18 protein-coding genes are annotated in these 20000 nt (G+C 63.1%); 12 read left to right on the plus strand and 6 right to left on the minus strand.

From position 1 onward, the window contains the following. Positions 1–79 precede the first annotated feature (79 nt). The 3 genes from AC1RTQ_RS03235 to AC1RTQ_RS03245 are packed head-to-tail and all read left to right on the plus strand — an operon-like array spanning position 80 to position 4878. Positions 80–2158, plus strand: coding sequence for a putative bifunctional diguanylate cyclase/phosphodiesterase (locus AC1RTQ_RS03235; RefSeq protein WP_492874222.1), 2079 nt, complete (start codon positions 80–82; stop codon positions 2156–2158). 45 nt (positions 2159–2203) lie between these two features. Then, positions 2204–3655 carry an AMP nucleosidase gene (locus AC1RTQ_RS03240; protein WP_034354761.1) on the plus strand — a complete coding sequence of 484 codons (1452 nt, stop codon included), beginning with the start codon at positions 2204–2206 and terminating at the stop codon, positions 3653–3655. Positions 3656–3663: 8 nt separating this feature from the next. Then, positions 3664–4878: a GGDEF domain-containing protein gene (locus AC1RTQ_RS03245; protein ID WP_492874223.1), complete on the plus strand. Its 1215-nt coding sequence runs from the start codon at positions 3664–3666 to the stop codon at positions 4876–4878. Between the two features lies 1 nt (position 4879). On the opposite strand, the gene AC1RTQ_RS03250 is transcribed toward AC1RTQ_RS03245, so the two are convergent. Next, entirely contained in the window at positions 4880–6472 is a 1593-nt protein-coding gene (locus tag AC1RTQ_RS03250; RefSeq protein ID WP_492874225.1) for a GMC family oxidoreductase, read from the minus strand. A 196-nt stretch (positions 6473–6668) separates the two neighbouring features. On the opposite strand from AC1RTQ_RS03250, the gene AC1RTQ_RS03255 reads away from it, so the two are divergent. Then, positions 6669–7517 carry a 3-hydroxybutyryl-CoA dehydrogenase gene (locus AC1RTQ_RS03255; RefSeq protein WP_034374166.1) on the plus strand — a complete coding sequence of 283 codons (849 nt, stop codon included), beginning with the start codon at positions 6669–6671 and terminating at the stop codon, positions 7515–7517. Positions 7518–7569: 52 nt separating this feature from the next. Here the strand turns inward: AC1RTQ_RS03255 and AC1RTQ_RS03260 are convergent, their stop codons facing one another. Continuing rightward, positions 7570–9693, minus strand: a complete 2124-nt coding sequence (locus AC1RTQ_RS03260) for a radical SAM protein (protein WP_492874227.1) — start codon at positions 9691–9693, stop codon at positions 7570–7572. Between the two features lie 147 nt (positions 9694–9840). Here AC1RTQ_RS03260 and AC1RTQ_RS03265 point away from each other — a divergent pair, with 147 nt between their 5' ends. From AC1RTQ_RS03265 to AC1RTQ_RS03280, 4 genes are all read left to right on the plus strand, one after another. Beyond that, a complete protein-coding gene (locus AC1RTQ_RS03265; protein ID WP_492874228.1) occupies positions 9841–10656 on the plus strand; it encodes a crotonase/enoyl-CoA hydratase family protein in 816 nt (271 codons plus the stop codon). A gap of 21 nt (positions 10657–10677) precedes the next feature. Continuing rightward, positions 10678–12003 (plus strand): serine hydrolase domain-containing protein, encoded by a 1326-nt coding sequence (locus AC1RTQ_RS03270; protein ID WP_492874230.1) that lies wholly within the window; start codon positions 10678–10680, stop codon positions 12001–12003. 139 nt (positions 12004–12142) lie between these two features. Continuing rightward, entirely contained in the window at positions 12143–12619 is a 477-nt protein-coding gene (locus AC1RTQ_RS03275) for a MarR family winged helix-turn-helix transcriptional regulator (RefSeq protein WP_492874232.1), read from the plus strand. A gap of 63 nt (positions 12620–12682) precedes the next feature. Continuing rightward, positions 12683–13099: an organic hydroperoxide resistance protein gene (locus AC1RTQ_RS03280; protein WP_034373578.1), complete on the plus strand. Its 417-nt coding sequence runs from the start codon at positions 12683–12685 to the stop codon at positions 13097–13099. Here AC1RTQ_RS03280 and AC1RTQ_RS03285 read toward each other — a convergent pair. Then, positions 13096–13761, minus strand: a complete 666-nt coding sequence (locus AC1RTQ_RS03285) for a 2'-5' RNA ligase family protein (RefSeq protein ID WP_492874234.1) — start codon at positions 13759–13761, stop codon at positions 13096–13098. The genes AC1RTQ_RS03280 and AC1RTQ_RS03285 overlap by 4 nt on opposite strands. A gap of 177 nt (positions 13762–13938) precedes the next feature. On the opposite strand from AC1RTQ_RS03285, the gene AC1RTQ_RS03290 reads away from it, so the two are divergent. Further along, positions 13939–14973 (plus strand): serine/threonine protein kinase, encoded by a 1035-nt coding sequence (locus AC1RTQ_RS03290; RefSeq protein WP_492874235.1) that lies wholly within the window; start codon positions 13939–13941, stop codon positions 14971–14973. Positions 14974–14996: 23 nt separating this feature from the next. Here AC1RTQ_RS03290 and AC1RTQ_RS03295 read toward each other — a convergent pair whose 3' ends face one another. Next, the gene (locus AC1RTQ_RS03295; RefSeq protein WP_492874237.1) at positions 14997–15458 is read right to left on the minus strand and encodes a hypothetical protein; all 462 of its coding nucleotides are present in this window, start codon (positions 15456–15458) and stop codon (positions 14997–14999) included. An 11-nt stretch (positions 15459–15469) separates the two neighbouring features. Next, complete coding sequence (locus tag AC1RTQ_RS03300; RefSeq protein WP_492874239.1) at positions 15470–16204, minus strand: TetR/AcrR family transcriptional regulator; 735 nt, start codon at positions 16202–16204, stop codon at positions 15470–15472. 93 nt (positions 16205–16297) lie between these two features. Here AC1RTQ_RS03300 and AC1RTQ_RS03305 point away from each other — a divergent pair, with 93 nt between their 5' ends. Then, positions 16298–17506, plus strand: a complete 1209-nt coding sequence (locus tag AC1RTQ_RS03305) for an MFS transporter (protein ID WP_492874241.1) — start codon at positions 16298–16300, stop codon at positions 17504–17506. A 6-nt stretch (positions 17507–17512) separates the two neighbouring features. Here AC1RTQ_RS03305 and soxR read toward each other — a convergent pair whose 3' ends face one another. Beyond that, entirely contained in the window at positions 17513–17980 is a 468-nt protein-coding gene (soxR, locus tag AC1RTQ_RS03310) for a redox-sensitive transcriptional activator SoxR (RefSeq protein WP_492874242.1), read from the minus strand. A gap of 200 nt (positions 17981–18180) precedes the next feature. Here soxR and AC1RTQ_RS03315 point away from each other — a divergent pair, with 200 nt between their 5' ends. Next, positions 18181–18675 (plus strand): RidA family protein, encoded by a 495-nt coding sequence (locus AC1RTQ_RS03315; RefSeq protein ID WP_492874244.1) that lies wholly within the window; start codon positions 18181–18183, stop codon positions 18673–18675. 19 nt (positions 18676–18694) lie between these two features. Continuing rightward, positions 18695–19903 (plus strand): MFS transporter, encoded by a 1209-nt coding sequence (locus AC1RTQ_RS03320; RefSeq protein ID WP_492874245.1) that lies wholly within the window; start codon positions 18695–18697, stop codon positions 19901–19903. Positions 19904–20000: the final 97 nt, after the last annotated feature.

A 20000-nucleotide genomic window follows, 5' to 3' on the forward strand; every position in this document is an offset into this window, starting at 1 on the left:
ATCCCTTATCGTGATGGACATGTCATGGTCGAGGCCGACCTGATTCCTATATAAATACTCCCAGAAACAAGGGAGGCGCATGCCTGATACGTTGATAGCACAGCAACCGAGGGATGAGGACGCCATTCTTCGACTGGTGGCCGATACAGCGCCCGCCATGCTGGCTTATTTTGATGCCGACACACGCGCCTGTCGCTTTGCCAACGCGCGCTATGCAGAGCACTTCGGCCACACCATGCAAACCATAGTAGGCATGGATGTGCGTGACATTGTGGGCGAACTGGTCTGGACACAGATCGAGCCTTATCTGGACTCCGTGGCCGTCGACAACACTCAGACGCTGCGCTACACCCGCCAGGTTGAAAACGAGATTGGTCGGCTGCAGCACATCGAGGCGGTACTGCGCCCTCATGAGGAAAAAGGCGTACTCAAGGGCGTTGTAGCGCTGATGACCGATGTCAGTCACCACCATCTGGCGACACAGCAGATACGCGACAGCGAAGAGCGCATGCGCAAATTCGCAGCCATCACCACCGAGGCCATCGTGCTGCATCGTGACGGAATCATCACGGACGGCAATGACGCACTTGCCCGGCTGGTTGGCTACTCGCTTGGCGAGCTGCGCGGCACGCCGGTTCTCGATTACGTGGCACCTGAAGCGCGCCTGCGGGCGCTGCAGAACATGCGCAGCGAGCGAGAAGATCGCCTCGAGTCCGTGATCATTCACAAAAACGGCCAGCTCATCCCCGTCGAGATAGAGGCCTCCACCATGCCTGGAGAAAAGGACAGGCATCGCATCGTCCTGCTGCGCGACATGACCGCAAGCCTTCAGACCCGGCAGCACATGGACTATCTGACCCAGCATGACCTGCTGACACATCTGCCCAACCGGGCACGTCTCAACCATTTGCTGGCCGATGCCATCGCCAGGGCTGCCGGCGAAGAATCACGACTGGCGGTGCTGTCGCTGGACCTGGACCAATTCAAGGCGGTAAATGACTCGCTCAGTCATCAGGCTGGAGATCTGCTGCTGTGCGAGCTTGCAAAGCGGCTGCGAAGCACTGTAGGTGCTCAGGACATCGTGGCCCGCACCGGCAGCGACGACTTTGTGGTCGTGCTGCCTGACAACCCCGGCCTGCTGGAGACAGAGGCCCTGCTGACGCGACTTCGGGCCACGGCAGAGGCCCCCTACCTGATCGAAGGGACTCAACTGGTGATTTCCGTGAGTGTCGGCATCGCCATGTATCCCAAGGACGGGAAATGTCCGGCGTCCCTGCTGAGCAATGCCGAGGCCGCCATGCAGATGGCCAAGAGTCGCGGCCGCAGCTTCTCCCAGTTCTACACTCCTGCGCTCGAAAGCCGGGCCACACGCATGCTGATGCAGGAGCAAATGCTGCGCAACGCTGTGGAACGCGGCGAGTTCGAGCTGCATTACCAGCCACAGATCCTCATGCAGACGGGCGAGCTTTCAGGCTTCGAAGCCCTGGTACGCTGGAAGCACCCGCACCGTGGCCTGGTCTCGCCCGACGAATTCATCGGCTTTGCCGAAAACCGGGGACTGATCGCAGCCGTGGACCGCTGGGTGCTCTATCAGGCCTGTCGTCAAGCCCGTGCCTGGCAGCAGCAGGGATTTCCCCCTATCCCGGTGGCAGTCAACCTGTCGGCGCAGGAATTCCGCCAGCGCGATGTCGTCAAGGAAGTGGCACAGGCACTGGCCGACACGGGACTGGACGCCTGTTATCTGCACATCGAGGTCACAGAAACCACGTTGATGCTCTCGGGCAACCAGATGCAGCAGACTCTGCATGCCCTCAAGACACTTGGCGTGGGACTGGCGATCGATGATTTCGGTACCGGCTACTCATCTCTTGCCTATCTGCGCAAGCACCCCATAGACCGGCTCAAGATCGACCGTTCGTTCGTGACCGATCTGCCCCACAACCCGGATGCAGCCGCCATTGTCAATGCCATCGTGCAGATGGGCCAGAGCCTGCATCTGGAGATTCTGGCCGAGGGTGTGGAAAGCACTGAACAGCTGCAACTTCTGAGAGAGATGGGCTGTGCCATGATGCAAGGGTTTCTCGTGTCAGCGCCATTACCTGCCGAGCAGGCTTCGGCATGGATGTCGCAACACTGTCAACTGCTACAAAGACAATAGTGCATGGCCTCGAATACACCGACACCCTCTCATAAAAGCAGCAGCATGTTTCATACGGATGCCCCTCAGGCACTGGCCCATGTGCAGCAGCTGTACCGCGAGCAAATCGACCATCTGCGAGCTGCCATGCAGCGTTTCGTGGCGGGTGAGACTCCGGCCGCGCCCATTCATGCCTACTACCCGTTTGTACGTATCAAGACCACCACGGTGGCGCAAGCCGATACCAAGCTGACCTACGGCTTTGTGGAAGGCCCAGGCACCTACGAGGCCACGCTGACCCGGCCCGACCTGTTTGCCAGCTACTTCGGCGAGCAACTGCGCCTGCTGATCCTGCACCACCAGGTCCCCATCGAAGTGGGCCTCAGCGACAAGCCCATCCCGATTCATTTCTCGTTCGCCGACAACGACCACATCGAAGGCTCGCTCTCGCCAGAGCGGCGCATGCTGATGCGCGATGTGTTCGATCTGCCCGACCTGGAATCCATGGACGACGGCATCGCCAACGGCACCTGGCGCGCGGCGGCAGGCGAGGCCCTGCCTCTGTCGCTGTTCACCGCCCCGCGCGTGGATTACTCGCTGCATCGCCTGCGCCACTACACAGGCACGGCCCCCGACTGGTTTCAGAACTTCGTGCTGTTCACCAACTACCAGTTCTATATCGACGAGTTCATCCGCCTGGGCCACGCCGAGATGGCCAAGGAGGACAGCGAATACATTGCCTTTGTCGAACCCGGCAATGTGGTGACCCGCCGTGCCGGCCTGCCCGCAGAAGCCGTCGACGAGCTCGGAACGGCGCCGCCGCGCCTGCCGCAGATGCCGGGCTACCACCTGGTGCGCGCAGACAATAGCGGCATCACCATGGTCAATATCGGAGTGGGCCCGGCCAATGCCAAGACCATCACAGACCACATCGCCGTGCTGCGCCCCCATGCCTGGATGATGCTTGGCCACTGCGCGGGCCTGCGCAACAGCCAGCAACTGGGAGACTATGTGCTGGCCCACGCCTATGTGCGTGAAGACCATGTGCTGGACGAAGAGCTTCCTCTGTGGGTGCCGATCCCTGCGCTGGCCGAAATCCAGGTCGCGCTGCAGCAGGCAGTGGCCGACGTGACGCAGATGGAGCGTGCCGATCTCAAGCGCATCATGCGCACCGGCACCGTGGCCAGCACCGACAACCGCAACTGGGAACTGCTTCCCGACAACCTGCCCCAGCGCCGCTTCAGCCAGAGCCGAGCCGTAGCACTGGATATGGAGTCGGCCACCATTGCCGCCAACGGCTTCCGCTTCCGCGTGCCCTATGGCACTTTGCTGTGCGTGAGCGACAAGCCACTGCACGGGGAGATCAAGCTGCCAGGCATGGCCAACCATTTCTATCGGGAGCGTGTGGACCAGCACCTGCGCATCGGCATGCGTGCCGTCGACATACTGCGCGAAGGCGGCTCCGACCGCCTGCACAGCCGCAAGCTGCGCAGCTTTGACGAAGTGGCCTTCCAGTAAATCCAGCCATGCCGGAGGCCGACCAGTTTTCCATGACATTGATGGTGGCCGTCAATTTGATGACGGTCGCTTTTGCACTGCCATGGTTTATGGGTCAGCAAATGAGCCGGGCGGCCAGAAATGCTCAGCAATTCCTGCTTTTGCAGGGGCTGGCCTGGTTGCTCGTCTTCTGCTCCGGGCAGGTACTCCCCTTCACATGGAATGCGCTGCTGTCGATATCCAGTGCCGCTGCTGCAACCGGTGCACTGTGGCAGCTGCACAAAGCGCTCAAGGGCTGGCTTGGACCTCGCAACAAGATACTCACCCGTTCCCTGGCCTTGCTGTGCCTGCTGACAATTGCGGGCGTGCTGGTTCTGATCGAGAGCAAACCCTACCGGCTGGCTTGGTTCAATATCAGCTACGGCTTGAGCCTTGTCACTCTGGTCTGCCTGACCCTATCGCCGCAAACCAACTCGGCCACGGCCTGGCGTTATCTGCTGCTAGGTGCGGGCCTTTGCGTCGCAAGCATTCTGGTCATACGCGGCTACTTCACCTTGTACGCGCCTTGGCTGCACAGCTTTGCAGAGGAACCCAGCCCACATATGCTGCTTTCGTGGCTGATCCCCATGGGTTCCGCCATTTTCTTTGTATCGATCCTGATGGCCTGCCGTGACGAAGAAGTCCGCCAGCGATCCGCAAACGCACCAGAAGACAGCCTGACCGGCCTGCCGCTGCGCCAGGCCATCAAGAACCAGGCCCGCCTCATGCTGAGCAGAGCTCGACGTGAAGGCCTGCCGCTGGCCTTGATTCTGATCGACATGGATCACTTTTCCCGGGTCAACAGCCGCCATGGCTATCAGGCCGGAGACGCGGCGCTGCAGCTCATGTCACGCACCCTGCGAAAGCAGATGCGCGGTGACGAGGTCGTGGCCAGATGGCAGGGGGAATCCTTTTGCCTGCTGATGCACGCCGACCAATTGGGTGTCAGGTCGCTGCTGACTCGCATCCGCTCCGCATTCCAGATCGGCGCGCAGTACGAACTGCAGATGGACCTCGACTTCAGCGCGGGTTGTGCCCTGGCCCCCTCAGCCTGGAAGAGCCTGAGCCTCAACGAGCTGGCCAGCCATGCCGCAGCCGCCCTGCAACAAGCCAAGAATCAGGGCCGTGGTAGGGTGGAATGCACCACTTTGACGCCTCCGCCCGGCGAGGATCATGCCCCCTCCGACTTGGCTCCGCTGGCCTGAGTCAGTACGAGGCCTTGATCAGATCTGCCGCCTTCTCGGCAATCATGATGGTCGGCGCATTCGTATTGCCGCTCACGATGCGCGGCATGACCGAGGCATCGACCACACGCAGCCCCTGCACACCATGCACCAGCAAGCGGGCATCGACCACATCCTGCGCCCCTGGCCCCATGCGACAGCTGCCCACGGGGTGATAGATGGTGTCGGCGTAACGGCGGATGAACTGCTCGATCTCCTCGTCGCTGCGCGCCCCTGCCGAATACTCCAGCTCCCGGCCCTCGAAGCGGGCCAGCGCAGGCTGCCCGAGAATTTCGCGCATGCGGCGTACGCCGCGCACCATGCGCTGCATGTCCTCGGCCTCGGCAAAGAAGGCCGGGTCTATGAGTGGCATGGATCCCGCATCGGCAGAGGCGAGCTTCACGCTGCCCCGACTCCTTGGCTGCAGCAGGCAGACATGGCAGGAATAGCCATGACCCAGCAGCGTCTTGCGTCCATGGTCGACCAGCTTGCCCACCACAAAATGCAGCTGCAGATCGGGCACCGCCTCCTGTGGCCGGCTGCGGATAAAACCGCCCGCCTCGGCAAAATTGCTGGTCAGCAGGCCCCGGCGCTCATGGCGCCAGCGGCTCATGCCCTGCCAGACATTCCTGAGACCGGCCAGCGAAATGCCGAAGCTGTCCTTGATCTGCGGGCCATCGACCACCTGCACCACATCGGGATGGTCGTGCAGATGCTCGCCCACTCCCGGCAGGTGGTGGACGACATCGATGCCCAGCTGCTGCAGATGCTCCCCCGGCCCTATGCCCGAGAGCATCAGCAGCTGCGGCGACTGCAGTGCGCCGGCACAGAGCAGGACCTCGCGCCGGCAAAGCAGCTGCCTGGCATGACCCCCCTGCACATATTCCACGCCGACAGCCTTGCGCCCATCCATCAGGATCCGCCGCACCTGGGCAGCGGTGATGATTTCCAGATTGGACCGGCTACCGCGCACCGGCATCAGATAAGCCTTGGCTGCACTGCAGCGCTCGCCCTTGTGATGCGTGACCTGATACAGGCCCACGCCTTCCTGAGCTGTGCCGTTGAAGTCCGGATTGTGCGCATGACCGGCCTGCACGCCTGCGCGCACAAAGGCCTGCGCCAGCGGATTCGGGTCGCAGAGATCACAGACATGCAAAGGGCCGCTTGCGCCATGCAGCACATCCGCGCCGCGCGTATTGCATTCGGCCTTCAGAAAATAGGGCAGAACATCGCTCCAGCCCCAGCCGGGATTACCCTGAGATCTCCAATATTCGTAGTCCGCAGGCTGGCCACGCAGATAGATCATGGCATTGATGGAGCTGGAGCCGCCCAGCACCTTGCCGCGCGGCTGGTAGCCCCGCCGACCATTGAGGCCGGCCTGCGGCACCGTGCTCATGGCCCAGTTGAAGTTTTTCTGCTTGGCCATCAGCGCCAGCCCTGCCGGGCAGTGGATCAGCACGCTTTTGTCTTCGCCACCTGCCTCCAGCAAGGTCACGCTGACCTGCGGGTTCTCGCTGAGCCTGGCTGCCAGCACCGCACCCGCAGAGCCCCCTCCCACTACCAGATAGTCACGCATGTCCGCACTCCTTTTGCTGCAAATTCTGACCAGAGGTCTGCAGCTGCGAAACGCGGAAAAACACGGTCGTGCAGAAAAAACACTGTCATCGTGATGACTCCTAACACGCCAACCATGCCCGACTAGGGTCAAACCCGGTCAGAACCGGGATAACATTTTCCCGTTCAACCGCAATTATCTGAATGGAGACAAAAAGATGGCAATCCAAACCGTAGGCATCATCGGCGCCGGCACCATGGGCAACGGCATCGCGCAGGCTTGCGCCGTATCGGGCATCGACGTGGTGATGGTGGACATCTCCGACGCTGCCGTTCAAAAAGGGCTGGCCACCGTGGCCGGCAGCCTGGACCGCCTGATCAAGAAGGAAAAGATCAGCGAAGCCGACAAGAGCGCAGCGCTGGCACGCATCAAGACCTCGACCAGCTACGACGATCTGAAGTCGGCCCAGCTGGTGATCGAAGCCGCCACCGAGAATTACGAGCTCAAGGTCAAGATCCTCAAGCAGCTCGATACCCTGCTGGCACAGGACGTGATCGTTGCCACCAACACCTCGTCCATCTCCATCACCCAACTGGCGGCCGCCACCCAGCGTGCCGACAAGTTCATCGGCATGCATTTCTTCAACCCCGTGCCCATGATGGCCCTGGTGGAGATCATCCGCGGCCTGCAGACCAGCGACGCCACCCACGATGCCGTCAAGGCCCTGTCGGAAAAACTGGGCAAATCGCCCATCACCGTCAAGAACGCTCCCGGCTTTGTGGTCAACCGCATTCTGGTGCCCATGATCAACGAGGCCTTCCAGGTGCTCAGCGAAGGCACGGCCTCGGCCGAGGACATCGACGCCGGCATGAAACTGGGCTGCAACCAGCCCATTGGCCCGCTGGCCCTGGCCGACATGATCGGTCTGGACGTGTGCCTGGCCGTGATGGAGGTCTACCTCAAGGAGTTCGGCGACAGCAAATACCGTCCCTGCTTCCTGCTGCGCGAAATGGTGGCCGCCGGCCGTCTGGGCCGCAAGACCGGCCAGGGCGTCTACACCTACTGATCTACGGTCGCTGGCTCGGTCAGGAAGCGAGGGCCAGCAAGGCCCACTCGCACTACTCCCGAACCTCTGCCAGCAGCCGGCGCACAGCCATCGCCAAAGCCTGAGGCTCGCTGACCCAGAAATGGGTTGTTGCGCCCAGTCTTTGCGCCGCTTGCTTTAAGGTCTCCAGCACCCGCTCAGGCTGGGTGCTGGTCACGCGCACCTGGGCTGCGCCTCGGTAGCCCTGCGCCACCTGCAACTGCTCACCGGGCCAAAGGCTTAGCCGCAGCTCATCCTGCAATAGCTCAATGTCGATGGGTGGCTGCATCGCACGCTTGCCTTTTTGTCTGGGCAACTCAGGCAGCACCAACCGCGCGCTCACCTGCAGCTCAGCAGTATCCAAGGCCCCGACCGTCGCCCCCTTGCGATACGCGAGCACCGCAAGCCGCTTGCGCCGACTCAGGCCTGAGATCAGCACACAATCTGCAGCCACAGTCACTTCGGCCTCGGTCACCATCTGGGCAAAATGCGCTGCCTTCTTCTGCGCCACCGCAGGGTCACCATCCCAGAACTGCAGCACCAGCCTCGGCGTCTGATGAATTTGCACACCGAGCCGCTTCATCACCTCCAGCATGTGCTCGCTGCTGACAATATCAGAGTGCACTTCAACGGCCAGAGGGCGCCCATCAGCCAAAGATTCCAGCTTGCGCTTGCAAGCCTCCAGCTCGCCCTCTTGCCCCATCAGGCCCATGGCCAGCAGCAGCGTATCGCCATAAACAAACGGCCGGGCCTGGAATTCATCAGCCCACTCGACTGCAGCGAGCTTGAGGGCTTCAGCTGCACCGGCGGTGCGCACTGCCGCCAGCAGCGTCACCTCATGGCTGTGTATGCCACCGGACATCGACGCTGCACCCTGCTTCCAGGCCAGCGCCCGCAGCTCGGGGAACTGGTCTTCCAGACCGTAGCCCATTGCCAGCACCGATCGGCCAATGGCCAGCAAATCGCGCGGCATCTCGCCATAGGCCAGCCCCGGCCCGGCCACGGCCTGCGCCTGAAAGAGCTGCTGCCATTCAGGTGCATAGTCTGCTTCCGGCCTCCAGGCTGGCAGCAGCTGCGCCAGATAGCTGTTGGCATCGCTAATGGTGTCGAACTTGGCCACCATCACACATTCGCCACTGTTATTGCCCGAAAACGCCTGCCACACCCGTATGGATGGCGCCGCGGCATGGGCGCGCTGCGTTTGCGGCACGCCAGCCCGTTTGCGGCCCGCACAGCCATGACGCAAACTGGGCTGGGCCAGACGCGAGCGCTGATGCTGCCAGCCCGCCAGAATCTCCTGCGCATTGCGCGCGGGCAGGCCGCCATCGTGGAACGAGCAACCCTGCATGCGCTGATCAGGAGTGATGGACACAAAATCCACGCCCGCGCCGCAGTCCCCGCTACCGTCCGCTCCATCAAACAAGCGAGGCAATGGAACGGTATCGCCAAAGCACACAGAAAGGCGGCAAGGCAGCGGAGCATCCAGCACCATGGCCGCCAGTTGCAGCCGCCCCTCAGCCGTCAAATGCCTGCGCATATCGGCACCGATATACGAAAGCAGCGACACATCGTGGCAACCCAGTGCCGCCAACTCCCCCAGCAGACTGGGCAGCATAGTCAGCACTGCCGCATCGACCAGCAGATTAGCGCCCCATCTTTGCCCATAGCTGGACAAAACCTGCGCCGTATCGCGCCAGCGCGGGTCGTCATAAAGAGAGATGCGCACCTGCCCCAAGCGGCCCGCATACGCCGCAAAGCTGCCTGGGCGAATCAGCAGGCCATTGGTGGTGACATTCAGCGCCAGCGGCGTGGTTTCATGCAGCTGCTGAACCAGATCGGCAAAGCCGCGAAAGACAAAAGGCTCGCCGCCGCCAAACGCAACCTCCAACACACCGGCTGCGCTCAGGTCTTGCAGCACCTGCGCGGCGGAGTCGACCGTCCATGCGCTCTCGCGCTGCACATCGCGTGAGCAGAAGTCACAGCTCAGATTGCATTTATTGGTAATGCCAAACATGGCCACCCGGGGTGCCACGCGCTGCAGATGCCGGGTTTCAGCGTTTTCAATGCGGATGCTGGTGCCGCTTTCCGGGTGGAAACGCAGCAGCGCGCCATCCAGCGGGTAGTCTCTGAACAGTTGACGGTGCGGCGCTTCTGGCATCTTTTTTCCAATTCGTGGGATCACGCCCAAAGCATAGCTGCGTGCAAGGCGCTGGCGTTAACACCTAGCTCTGCAAGCGATGACTCGTCCTGTATGCGACTGCTGCGGAAACCGCTGCGGTCTATTGTTTTGCGCAGGAGATTCACCATGCAAATCGACATTCCCAACCCTCCGCCCGAGGGCTGTATTTCTTGTGAAGTCCGCGGCCATGTGCTGCTGATCGGCATCAACCGCCCGGCCAAGCGCAATGGCTGGACGCCAGCCATGTTCCAGCAACTGGCCCAGGCTTATACAAGGCTGGACGACGACCCGGAGTTGCGCGTGGGCCTGCTCCACGCCTTTGGCGAACACTTCACGGCGGGGCTGGACCTGCCCCTGATCGCCGAGTTCATGAAGAGCGGCCAGAAAGTCATTCCACCGGGCCTGGTGGAGCCGCATGACTATGGCCTGCCCGGCTACCGCCGTCGCACCAAGCCCATGGTGGCCGCCGTCAAGGGCATCTGCTTTACCGTTGGCATTGAGCTGATGCTGGGCGCCGATATCGTCGTCGCTGCCGACAGCAGCCGCTTTGCACAGATGGAAGTACAGCGCTGCATCATGCCCACGGGCGGTGCCACGCTGCGCATGCCCGAGCGCGCCGGCGTGGGCAATGCCATGCTGCATCTGCTGACCGGCGACGCGTTCGATGCAGCCGAAGCCCTGCGCTGCCACTTTGTGCAAAAAGTGGTGCCTGCGGGCCAGGAACTGGACGAGGCTTTTCGCATTGCCGAGCGCATTGCCGCCCAGGCGCCGCAGGCCGTGGTGGCCACACGCCTCAATGTCCTCAAGGCCATAGAACTGGGCCAGGCCGCCGCCGTGGCCGATTTCATCCCCGTGCAGCAGCGCCTGGCCAGCAGCGAGGATGCCGCCGAAGGCGTGCGCTCCTTCGTCGAGAAACGCCCAGCACGTTTTACCGGTCGTTAATTCCAACTCCAAGAGGTGATGATGAGCTTGAAGTCTTTTACGCGAAAAACGCTTGTGCCACTTGCGCTGACAGCTATGGTTTCTGCAATCCATGCGCAGACTGCCGCACCCGCGCTGCCCGCCCCGGCCAGCACCAGCGTGCAGGCCATGGGCTGGATGCAGGGCTTTCCGCCCGCTGCCGACAAGCTCATCACCTTCGACAACCCCGTGGGCAATACCTTCCCGCGCATACGCTGGACCTTCTCGCATATCCGCGAAATCACGCCCACGGCCAATGTCTGGCGCGGCCCGGGCGCTCCCAGCGCCCTGCGCTCGGCTCCGGTCGACATCGAGCAAGTGCGCTTCAAGGTCATGGGCACGGGCGAGGAGCTGACCTTTGCCCAGGCACTGGATCGCAACTACACCGACGGCATTCTGGTCATGCACAAGGGCCGCGTGATCTATGAGAAATATCTGGGTGCGCTGCAGCCGCAGCGCCCGCACCTGGCCATGTCGGTCACCAAGTCCTTTGTCGGAACCCTGGCCGCCCTGCTGGCCCACGAGGGCCTCATCAAGCCCGAGGCACCGGTGACCGACTATCTGCCCGAGATGAAGAACACCGCCTATGGCGACGCCACGGTGCGCCAGGTGATGGACATGACGATCGGCGTGAAGTACTCCGAGAACTACGCCGATCCCAAGGCCGAAGTCTGGGACTACGCCCGTGCCGGCGGCATGATGCCCCAGGGCAAGGACTATGCCGGCCCCAAGAGCTTCTACGAATTTCTGCAGACCCTGCAGAAAGAGGGCGAACATGACCAGGGCTTTGCCTACAAGACGGCCAACGCCGAGGTTCTGGCCTGGATCGTGCGCCGCGCCAGCGGCAAGCCTCTGGCCCAGCTGCTGTCCGAACGCATCTGGAGCCGAATCGGAGCGGAGCAAGACGCCTACTTCATGGTGGATCGCATAGGCACGGAATCGGGCGGAGGTGGCCTCAACACCACGCTGCGCGACCTGGCCCGCTTCGGTGAGCTGATGCGCAACGAAGGCCGCGCCGCCAGCGGCCAGCAGGTGCTGCCCAGGGCCGTGGTCCAGGACATCCGCCGCGGCGCCGACCCCGCCAAGTTCGTGAAGGCCGGTTATGCCACGCTGCCGGGCTGGTCGTATCGCAATATGTGGTGGGTCTCGCACAACGCCAACGGGGCCTATATGGCGCGCGGCATTCACGGTCAGGCCATCTATATCGACCCCAAGGCCCAGATGGTGGTGGTGCGCTATGCCTCCCACCCGATTGCGGGCAATGCGGGCATAGACCCGACCAGCCTGCCCATGTACCAGGCGCTGGCCGATGCACTGACCACCCGTTAGGCACGAGACAGCTTCAGCCGCAACAGGCTCCGCTCACGGAGCCTGTTTGCATTGCTCCGAACCTCCGCACTGTCTCCTTGGTTTGGGTGATCTGCAAATTAAATTTCACACAATTAAATTGTCTGCAATAATTCGACTCATGCGATCCGATGACGACCTTCTCCCCGACAGCTCCGAGCTGCTGCGCCTGGACAATCAGGTCTGCTTTGCGCTGTACTCGGCATCGCTGGCCATGACCAAGCTCTACAAGCCCTTGCTGGATGCCATAGGCCTGACCTACCCTCAATATCTGGTCATGCTGGTGCTCTGGGAAGGCGACCAGCTCACGGTATCGGAACTGGGTGAGCGCCTCTACCTGGATTCAGGCACTCTGACACCCTTGCTCAAACGGCTGGAAAGCGCAGGCCTGCTGGCACGCCAGCGCGATGCGCAGGACGAGCGCCGCGTGCGCATCGCCCTCACGAACGCCGGCCAGGCACTGCGCGCCGAGGCCGAAAAAATACCGGCCTGCGTGCTTCAGAGCACCCAGTGCACCTTGCCCGAACTGCAGGCTCTTACGGGCCAGCTCAGCACACTGCGCGCACGGCTGGCACCGCGCCGCTGCCACTCCGGCTGATACCGGGGTGACGATTTCCTCCACCCGCCCGCACTGCCGGGCAATCTCGCAAAGGAAGACACCATGGCCCAGCTCGACAAAGTTCTCTACACCGCCCACGCCCACACAACCGGCGGCCGCGAAGGCGCTTCGCGCACCGATGATGGCCGTCTGGACATCCAGCTGAGCTCGCCCGGCGGCGCCGGCAAGGGCACCAACCCCGAGCAGCTGTTTGCCGCCGGTTACTCCGCCTGCTTTATCGGTGCCATGAAGGCCGTGGCCGCTCGCCAGAAGATCACACTGCCCGCCGACCTGTCGGTGGATGCCGAAGTCGATCTGGGCCCCGTGGGCGAAGTGTTCGGCATCGCCGTGCGCATGAAGATCAGCCTGCCCGGCATGGACAAGGCTGCGGCCCAGCAACTGGTGGACGCCGCTCACAAGGTCTGCCCCTACTCCAATGCCACGCGCGGCAATATCGGCGTGACGCTGACCATCGCCTAAAGCGACTCAGGCCACAGGGCACCGGGCGCTGCAACATAGCGCCCGGTCTCCAGCTCGAAGATGCCTTCAAGCGTCAGCGGCCCGGCAATATCGGCCGCCGCATAGCGGGCCAACGCCAGCTGCCTTACCTCGAAGACCGGCAAGTCCTGGATCAGTGCAAGCAACTTGTCCACAGCCTCTCGCAGCGGCAGCCTTCTCGCATAGTGGCCCAGGGTCACATGGGGTACATAGCGCCAGCCCGGCGCGGGCTCCACGGGCACCAGCTCCGCATGCAGGCGCTGCAGGCATTCCTGCCCCCGGCCGACGCCCAGATAGGGCACGGTGGTGAAGCTGCCAGCCCCCGCGACTTGCACGGCAAAAGGGCGCAGCCGCAGGCTTTGCAGCATGGCGACATCGGCGCGCAGCGCCAGCCGGTCATATTCCCGCGCCGCATGCTCGCCCCCTCCCCGGCACAGCCCCCTATAGGCCAGCGTGATATGCGGCTGGCGCGCATGGCGCGGCAGCAGGGCATCACCGAGTCTGGATCTGGCCTGCTGCAGCAAGGACTCCAGGTCAGGACCTTGCAGCATCACCACCCAGACGGCGCACCAGGGGCAGCCTTGATGCCACTCTGCAAAATCCCGGTCCTCGCAGGGCTGTGAAAGTGCTTCGCTCTCTTGCATGCGGGCAGTGTGCCAGCTTCGGCCGCATGCACAGCACCAAGACAGTTTTTCCCAATTTTCAGGCCCCCAGGCCAGTCCTGTCAGATGGATACCGCTATCAAATCAAAAGCAATCTTGTCGGCGTATGCGCAACCCCGTCCGACCCGGACTGACCTGTTTGGGCCTGACAATGCAGGAATGAGCGATACACAAGACCCCTCTCACCCCTATGCGGACCTCACGCCCGATTGCGTGATCGATGCGCTGTGCAGCACGGGCCTTGTGCCGGACGGACGGCTGACGGCGCTGAGCTCCTATGAAAACCGCGTCTATCTGGCCCACCAGGACGAGGGCGACAAGGTCGTCGCCAAGTTCTACCGCCCCGGCCGCTGGAGCCGCACCCAGATTGAGGAAGAGCACGCCTTCTCCCAGGAGTTGGCGGAAGGGGAAGTTCCCGTGGTTGCACCGCTGGCACTGCAAGGACAGACCGTGCATGAACATGCGGGCTTTCTGTTCAGCATCAGCCCCTGGCGCGGTGGGCGCCGCCCCGAGCTGGACGACTGGGAGGTGCTGGAATGGACAGGCCGTTTTCTGGCCCGCATCCACACCGTGGGTGCCGCTCGGCCCTTTGCGCATCGCCCGGCGCTGAACCTGAAAAGCTTCGGCTACGAATCCATGCACTATCTGCTCGAACATGAGGTCGTCGCGCTCGAAGTGCGCAGCCGCTGGCAGCAGGCTTGCGACAAAGCTCTTTCATTAATAGCACCGTCTGCGGACGGGTTAAGTGCTGCAGGCCATTTTGCCCTGCATTCTGCGACACAGATTCGCCTGCATGGCGACTGCCACCCGGGAAACATTCTCTGGACGCCGCTGGACGACGAAGGCCATGGCGGACCGCATTTCGTCGATCTGGACGACGCGCGCAGCGGTCCTGCCGTGCAGGATCTGTGGATGCTGCTCTCGGGCGACCGGGGCCAGCAGACGCAGCAGCTGTCGGCCCTGCTCGAAGGCTATGAGCAGTTCCGCAGCTTCGACCGGCGCGAGCTGGCACTGATCGAGCCGCTGCGCACCCTGCGCCTGCTGCATTACAGCGCCTGGCTGGCGCGCCGCTGGCAGGACCCGATCTTTGCCATCAACTTCCCATGGTTTGGCAGCACCGACTACTGGCAGGGCCAGGTGAACATGCTGAACGAACAGATCGAAGCCATGCAGCTGGAGCCGCTTTACGCGTAAGGCGTGCCGATGCCCGCAAAGAGCTAGCAGCGCCCCTGCAAACGGCATTCGGGCACGAGTTGCCCGCGCGCATCGCGCCATTGCACGGCATCGCCGCTCTGCGCGGGGGCAGCGGGCGGCACTGGCTGCACCTCTTGCGCCTGCGGGCGATTGGGGTCATGCAGCACGGTGGAGGACCCCACCCCGACACCCACGCTGGCACCACCCACGCCGGTGGACGCGCCAACACCGGCACTGCCCAGCACCTGCCCGCGCTGGTTGACGCCTACGCCCACACCGACAGGCCCGACACCCGTGCCGACGCCTGCGCTGAGACCGCCGCTGCCAAGACCCACGCCCACGGAAAACGGCCCCACCGGAATCCCGACACCCACTCCGGCCCCTACGGAGCCGCAGGCGGGCAAGGCCAGCACCAGAGCGGCGGCGCAGACCGTGCTCAGGATTCTGTGATGACCGGGCTTGATGGTGACTGGCATGGAATTCATCTCACTGACTCTCACTGACGTTGAACAGCCGCATTGTCACCCGCCGTGCCCGCAAAAAGGTTATCAATCAGTAGCTCGACCAGTGGCTTGAGGGCCAGCTTCTGCGAGCCCTCGGAGGCCAGCAGGTTGTTGTGCACCAGCGCCATCCAGAACGGGCTGGCCAGCAACTGGGCACTGCGGCTGACCGAACGGGTCCTGAGCTCCCCCTCTTTCACGGCCAGCGCCAGCAGATCCTGCACATAGTTCTGCCAGGCATCAAAAGCCAGCTCTTTGTACAGTCTGGCCAACTCGGGCGCATGCCGTGCCTCGCTGAGCACCAGGCGTGCCAGCATGCCGCGCTCGCTGCTGTCCACGGCCTCCAGCGTCGGCAGCAGGCTGCGGCGCAGAAAGGCACGCACCGTCTCGCCCGTGCGGCGCCGGAGCGGCTGATAGACGGCCGAATGCCGCAGCGCGTGCTCCACCACGCCCCGCAGCAGCTCGTCCTTGGACGGGTAGTAGAGATACAGCGTGCCCTTGGCCACCTGCGCACGACAGGCAATGCGCTCCATGGTGCTGCGGGCCACGCCGTACTCCACGAACTCGGCCAACGCGGCCTCGGCAATCTGCTGACGCGTCTGCGCCGTCTTGTCGAGACTCGGGCCGCGCGTGCGCCGCTGACGCTTTGCCTGCGTGCCGATATCCGGGTCTGCACAAGGGGCAGCCGTCGCGCCATCCGCCATGCGCTGAGATCCTTTTCTAGAATTCATAAAATTGACCAAATAGTCATTTTTAATAATTCTAGGTCAAGCCGACTTGCCCACGCCGGACATGCGGATGACTGCCCCACCCATGCTTTCCCAATGCAATCCCGTCTGAGTCCCTATGCCTGGGTATGCTTTTCCATGTGCGTCGGCGTCATGGGAACGGCTCTTGCCAGCCCGCTCTATCCGCTCTATCAGCAGGCCTGGGGGCTGCAGCCCAGCCATATCACGCAGATTTTCGTGACCTATATGCTGGGCGCCTTGATCAGCCTGCTGTTTCTGGGCCGTCTGACCAATCTCTTCGGTTTTCTCAAAGTGCTTCGCCTGGGACTGATGGTGATGACCGTGGGCGTCATCGGCTCGGCCCTGTCCTGGAATGCCTGGAGCCTGGGTGCCTCCCGCTTCATCATCGGCCTGGCCTCGGGGTTGATCACCACCTCGGCCTCCATAGGCATGACCCAGCTCAACAACAAGGGGGACCTGCAGCGTGCAGCTGCGACCACCAGCCTGACGATTGCCTTCGGCTTCGGCCTCGGGCCCGTGGTTGGCGGCCTGATGGCGCAGTGGGTGCCATTCCCCCTGGTCAGCAGCTATCTGCCGCCCATCGCACTGAGCTTTCTGGGCATCCATGCGCTGTTCAGGATCCAGCTGCCGGCGACCAGTGCGCCCGTCCACAGCGCGCCCGGCCTGAGGCTGAAAGATGTTCTGCCCAGCATCTCCCAGCCGCGCAAGCCTTTTCTCTATCACTATGCGCTGGGTTGCATGGCGGCGTTTTCCGCCTTCGGCATGTTCAGCCTGTTTGCCGCCATGGCCCCCAGCTTCATGGCCCAGATGCTGCCCTGGCACGGACCTGCGGTCTCGGGCCTGTCCATCGGCGTCATCCTGTTTCTGTCGGCCGGCATCCAGCTGATCGCCCGGCCCTACCCCACCAAGCGACTGATCATCATCGGCTTCTTCGCCCTGGCGGCGACCAATGCCCTGCTGGTTCTCAATCTGTTTGCCGGCTCGCCATGGCTGTTCGCCCTGAGTGTGCTGAGCATGTCCTGCGGTCATGCACTGTGCAATCTGTCGGGCATGGCCGTGGTCAACAAGGTCTCCAAACCCGTCAACCGCACAGGCCTGCTGTCTACCTATCTGGTCGTGGGCTATGTAGGCACCATCGTCCCCATCCTGGGCATGGGCTGGCTGTCCGACCATATAGGGCTGACGGGCGCATTGATAGGCTTCTGTGCCTGCCTGGGCCTTCTGTCGGCACTGCTTGGCGTCATCAGCGTACGGGCACGCGTACTGCCCGTGCCGCGCCAGTAAGCCCGGCTATCTGAAATGCGGGCCGGCTCCCTGCGCCGCCAGACAGTCATGATCGTTGCGCAGCGGGCAGGCCTGCAGAGACAGGCAGCCACAGCCTATGCAGGAGTCGAGCTGATCCCTGAGCTGGGTCAGTATGGCAATGCGTGCATCGAGCTGTGCCTGCCAGTGCAAGGACAGGCGACTCCAGTCCGCCTTGCCGGGCACGCGGTTGGCCGGCAGATGGGCCAGTGCCTGCGCTATCTCGGCCAGCGGCACGCCCATGCGCTGAGCTACCTTGATCACCGCCACCCGTCTCAGCACCGCTCGCGCATAGCGGCGCTGGTTGCCCGCAGTGCGCGCACTCTCGATCAAGCCCTGCTTCTCATAGAAATGCAGGGCCGATACCGCCACCCCGCTGCGGCTGGCGACCTCTCCCACGCTGAGATCCGGCATTCCTTCAGCCTCGGCCACCAGGCCGTTGCCGCATCCATTCATATCGTCAGTCTCTTCACACTGCACCGTCATCTCCCGCTGCCTTCCGTTGTCCCTGCCTGACCGCCATGACCGCAATCCTGTGTGGCCATACAAACCGCTTGACCTCAAGCTTAGTTGAGGTTGGACAATTCCTGCAGCTTCCGGAACAAAGGCCTGCTGCTGGCGGGCCTTGCCGGACAAGCCTTGCCTGAAAGACTTTCATGGACGCCAAGCCCAGTTTCATTGCCCAAGCCCCTGCCCCGCAACCGCGCTATCTGCAACCCACCGGTCTCTATGACAGCCTGCCCAATGGCTACACCCATGTGGTCACCGTCCAGGAGCCGCTGCGCTGGCTCTTCGTCTCGGGCCAGGGCGGAGAAAATGTCCTGGCCGAGCTGCCAGACAGCTTTGCCCTGCAGGCTGCGCAGGCTCTGGCCAATATCAAGACCGCCCTGGCCGCCGGTGGTGCGGACATGGGCCATGTGCTCAAGCTCACCGTGCTCATCGTCGATCACTCGCTGGAGCGCTTCGAGCACTGGCAAAGCGCCGTGAGACAGCATTGGGGCAGCGGCGAGCCCGGCGGCAGGCGGCCGCGCTTTCCGGCCTGCACGCTGATTCCCGTACCCAAGCTGGCCCTGCCCGGCATGCTGATCGAGGTGGAGGCCACGGCGGCCCTGCCCATGGAGATGGACGCCAAAGCCGCCATTCCCGCCTGACCCTGCACCTGAGCGCCTCATGAAAACCACAACACCAGCGGCCACCAACGTCCTCTCCAGAACCACCCTGCTGCTCATGGCCACGGCCTGCGGTCTGTGCGCCGGAGCCAATTATTTCAACCAGCCCTTGCTCAACTCCATGGTCCAGCATCTGCAGATCAGCGATGCCCAGGCCTCCAGCACCGTGACCATGGCCCAGGTCTCCTACGGTCTGGGACTGCTTTTTCTGGTGCCGCTGGGCGATATGCTGGAGCGCCGCCGCCTGATTCTGACCCTGATGCTGCTGGCCGCCTGCGGCATGCTGCTATCGGGCATCAGCGGCCTGGCTGGCAGCTTCGCACTGCTCGCCGCCGGCACCCTGATGGCTGGTGTGTTCTCGGTGGCCGCCCAGGTGCTGGTGCCCATGGCCGCCACCTTTGCCGCCCCCGGCGCCAGCGGACGTGCCGTCGGCCTGGTCATGAGCGGCCTGCTGATCGGCATTCTGGCTTCGCGCAGCGTGGCGGGGATTCTGTCCGACTTGGGCGGCTGGAGCACCGTCTACTGGGTGGGCGCCGTCAGCACCGCCTTCATGGCCGTGCTGCTGGCACGGGCCCTGCCCAAGGCGGCTCCCGCCGCTCCCGTCAGCTATGGCGAAGTCATGAAGTCCCTGGGGGATTTGCTGCGCCGCCATCCGCGCCTGCGCAGCCGCGCGCTGATCGGCGGCACCGGCTTTGCCACCGTGAGCGTGCTGTTCTCCACCATGGCGCTGCTGCTGGCCGGGCCGGGCTTTGAACTCTCGGATCTGATGATCGGCCTGATCGGCATCGTGGGCATTGCCGGAGCGCTGATGGCCAATGTGGCCGGACGCATGGCCGACAAGGGACTGGAGCAGCCCGCCACGCTGGCTGGCGCCATTCTGATGCTGCTGGGCTGGCTGTGCCTGTGGCTGGGCGGCAGCAGCATCTGGTGGTTTCTGCTGGGTCTGCTGGTGGTCGACGGTGCCTTGCAGGCCCTGCACATCAGCAACCAGAACGTGGTCTATGCATTGGCGCCCGAGGCCAGATCGCGCATCAATGCCGTCTATATGACCACGTACTTTCTCGGCGCCTCCCTCGGCTCGGCACTGGGCTCGTGGGCCTGGCTGACCTATGGCTGGACCGGCACCAGCCTCATGGGCGGCCTGCTGGGCCTGCTCACTCTGGCCATGGTGCTCTGGGACCGCAGCCTGCTTGCACGTTCACGCAGCTAATCAATTTTGATAGCTTGTCGCGCCGCGCCCATAAGGGATAAAGGCTGAAATCATAAAAAAACCCCGCAGAGCCACCACTCTGCGGGGTTTTTTATCG

The sequence above is a fragment of the Comamonas sp. GW821-FHT11H03 genome (assembly GCF_058807955.1).

Bases quoted from the DNA above. Each gene is read 5' to 3' on its own strand.
- AC1RTQ_RS03235 (WP_492874222.1), top strand. From the start codon at position 80: ATGCCTGATACGTTGATAGCACAGCAACCGAGGGATGAGGACGCCATT.
- soxR (WP_492874242.1), bottom strand. From the start codon at position 17,980: ATGAATGGATGCGGCAACGGCCTGGTGGCCGAGGCTGAAGGAATGCCG.
- AC1RTQ_RS03320 (WP_492874245.1), top strand. From the start codon at position 18,695: ATGAAAACCACAACACCAGCGGCCACCAACGTCCTCTCCAGAACCACC.
- AC1RTQ_RS03295 (WP_492874237.1), bottom strand. From the start codon at position 15,458: ATGAATTCCATGCCAGTCACCATCAAGCCCGGTCATCACAGAATCCTG.
- AC1RTQ_RS03300 (WP_492874239.1), bottom strand. From the start codon at position 16,204: ATGAATTCTAGAAAAGGATCTCAGCGCATGGCGGATGGCGCGACGGCT.
- AC1RTQ_RS03240 (WP_034354761.1), top strand. From the start codon at position 2,204: ATGTTTCATACGGATGCCCCTCAGGCACTGGCCCATGTGCAGCAGCTG.
- AC1RTQ_RS03270 (WP_492874230.1), top strand. From the start codon at position 10,678: ATGAGCTTGAAGTCTTTTACGCGAAAAACGCTTGTGCCACTTGCGCTG.
- AC1RTQ_RS03290 (WP_492874235.1), top strand. From the start codon at position 13,939: ATGAGCGATACACAAGACCCCTCTCACCCCTATGCGGACCTCACGCCC.
- AC1RTQ_RS03285 (WP_492874234.1), bottom strand. From the start codon at position 13,761: ATGCAAGAGAGCGAAGCACTTTCACAGCCCTGCGAGGACCGGGATTTT.
- AC1RTQ_RS03280 (WP_034373578.1), top strand. From the start codon at position 12,683: ATGGCCCAGCTCGACAAAGTTCTCTACACCGCCCACGCCCACACAACC.
- AC1RTQ_RS03315 (WP_492874244.1), top strand. From the start codon at position 18,181: ATGGACGCCAAGCCCAGTTTCATTGCCCAAGCCCCTGCCCCGCAACCG.
- AC1RTQ_RS03275 (WP_492874232.1), top strand. From the start codon at position 12,143: ATGCGATCCGATGACGACCTTCTCCCCGACAGCTCCGAGCTGCTGCGC.
- AC1RTQ_RS03245 (WP_492874223.1), top strand. From the start codon at position 3,664: ATGCCGGAGGCCGACCAGTTTTCCATGACATTGATGGTGGCCGTCAAT.
- AC1RTQ_RS03305 (WP_492874241.1), top strand. From the start codon at position 16,298: ATGCAATCCCGTCTGAGTCCCTATGCCTGGGTATGCTTTTCCATGTGC.
- AC1RTQ_RS03255 (WP_034374166.1), top strand. From the start codon at position 6,669: ATGGCAATCCAAACCGTAGGCATCATCGGCGCCGGCACCATGGGCAAC.
- AC1RTQ_RS03260 (WP_492874227.1), bottom strand. From the start codon at position 9,693: ATGCCAGAAGCGCCGCACCGTCAACTGTTCAGAGACTACCCGCTGGAT.
- AC1RTQ_RS03265 (WP_492874228.1), top strand. From the start codon at position 9,841: ATGCAAATCGACATTCCCAACCCTCCGCCCGAGGGCTGTATTTCTTGT.
- AC1RTQ_RS03250 (WP_492874225.1), bottom strand. From the start codon at position 6,472: ATGCGTGACTATCTGGTAGTGGGAGGGGGCTCTGCGGGTGCGGTGCTG.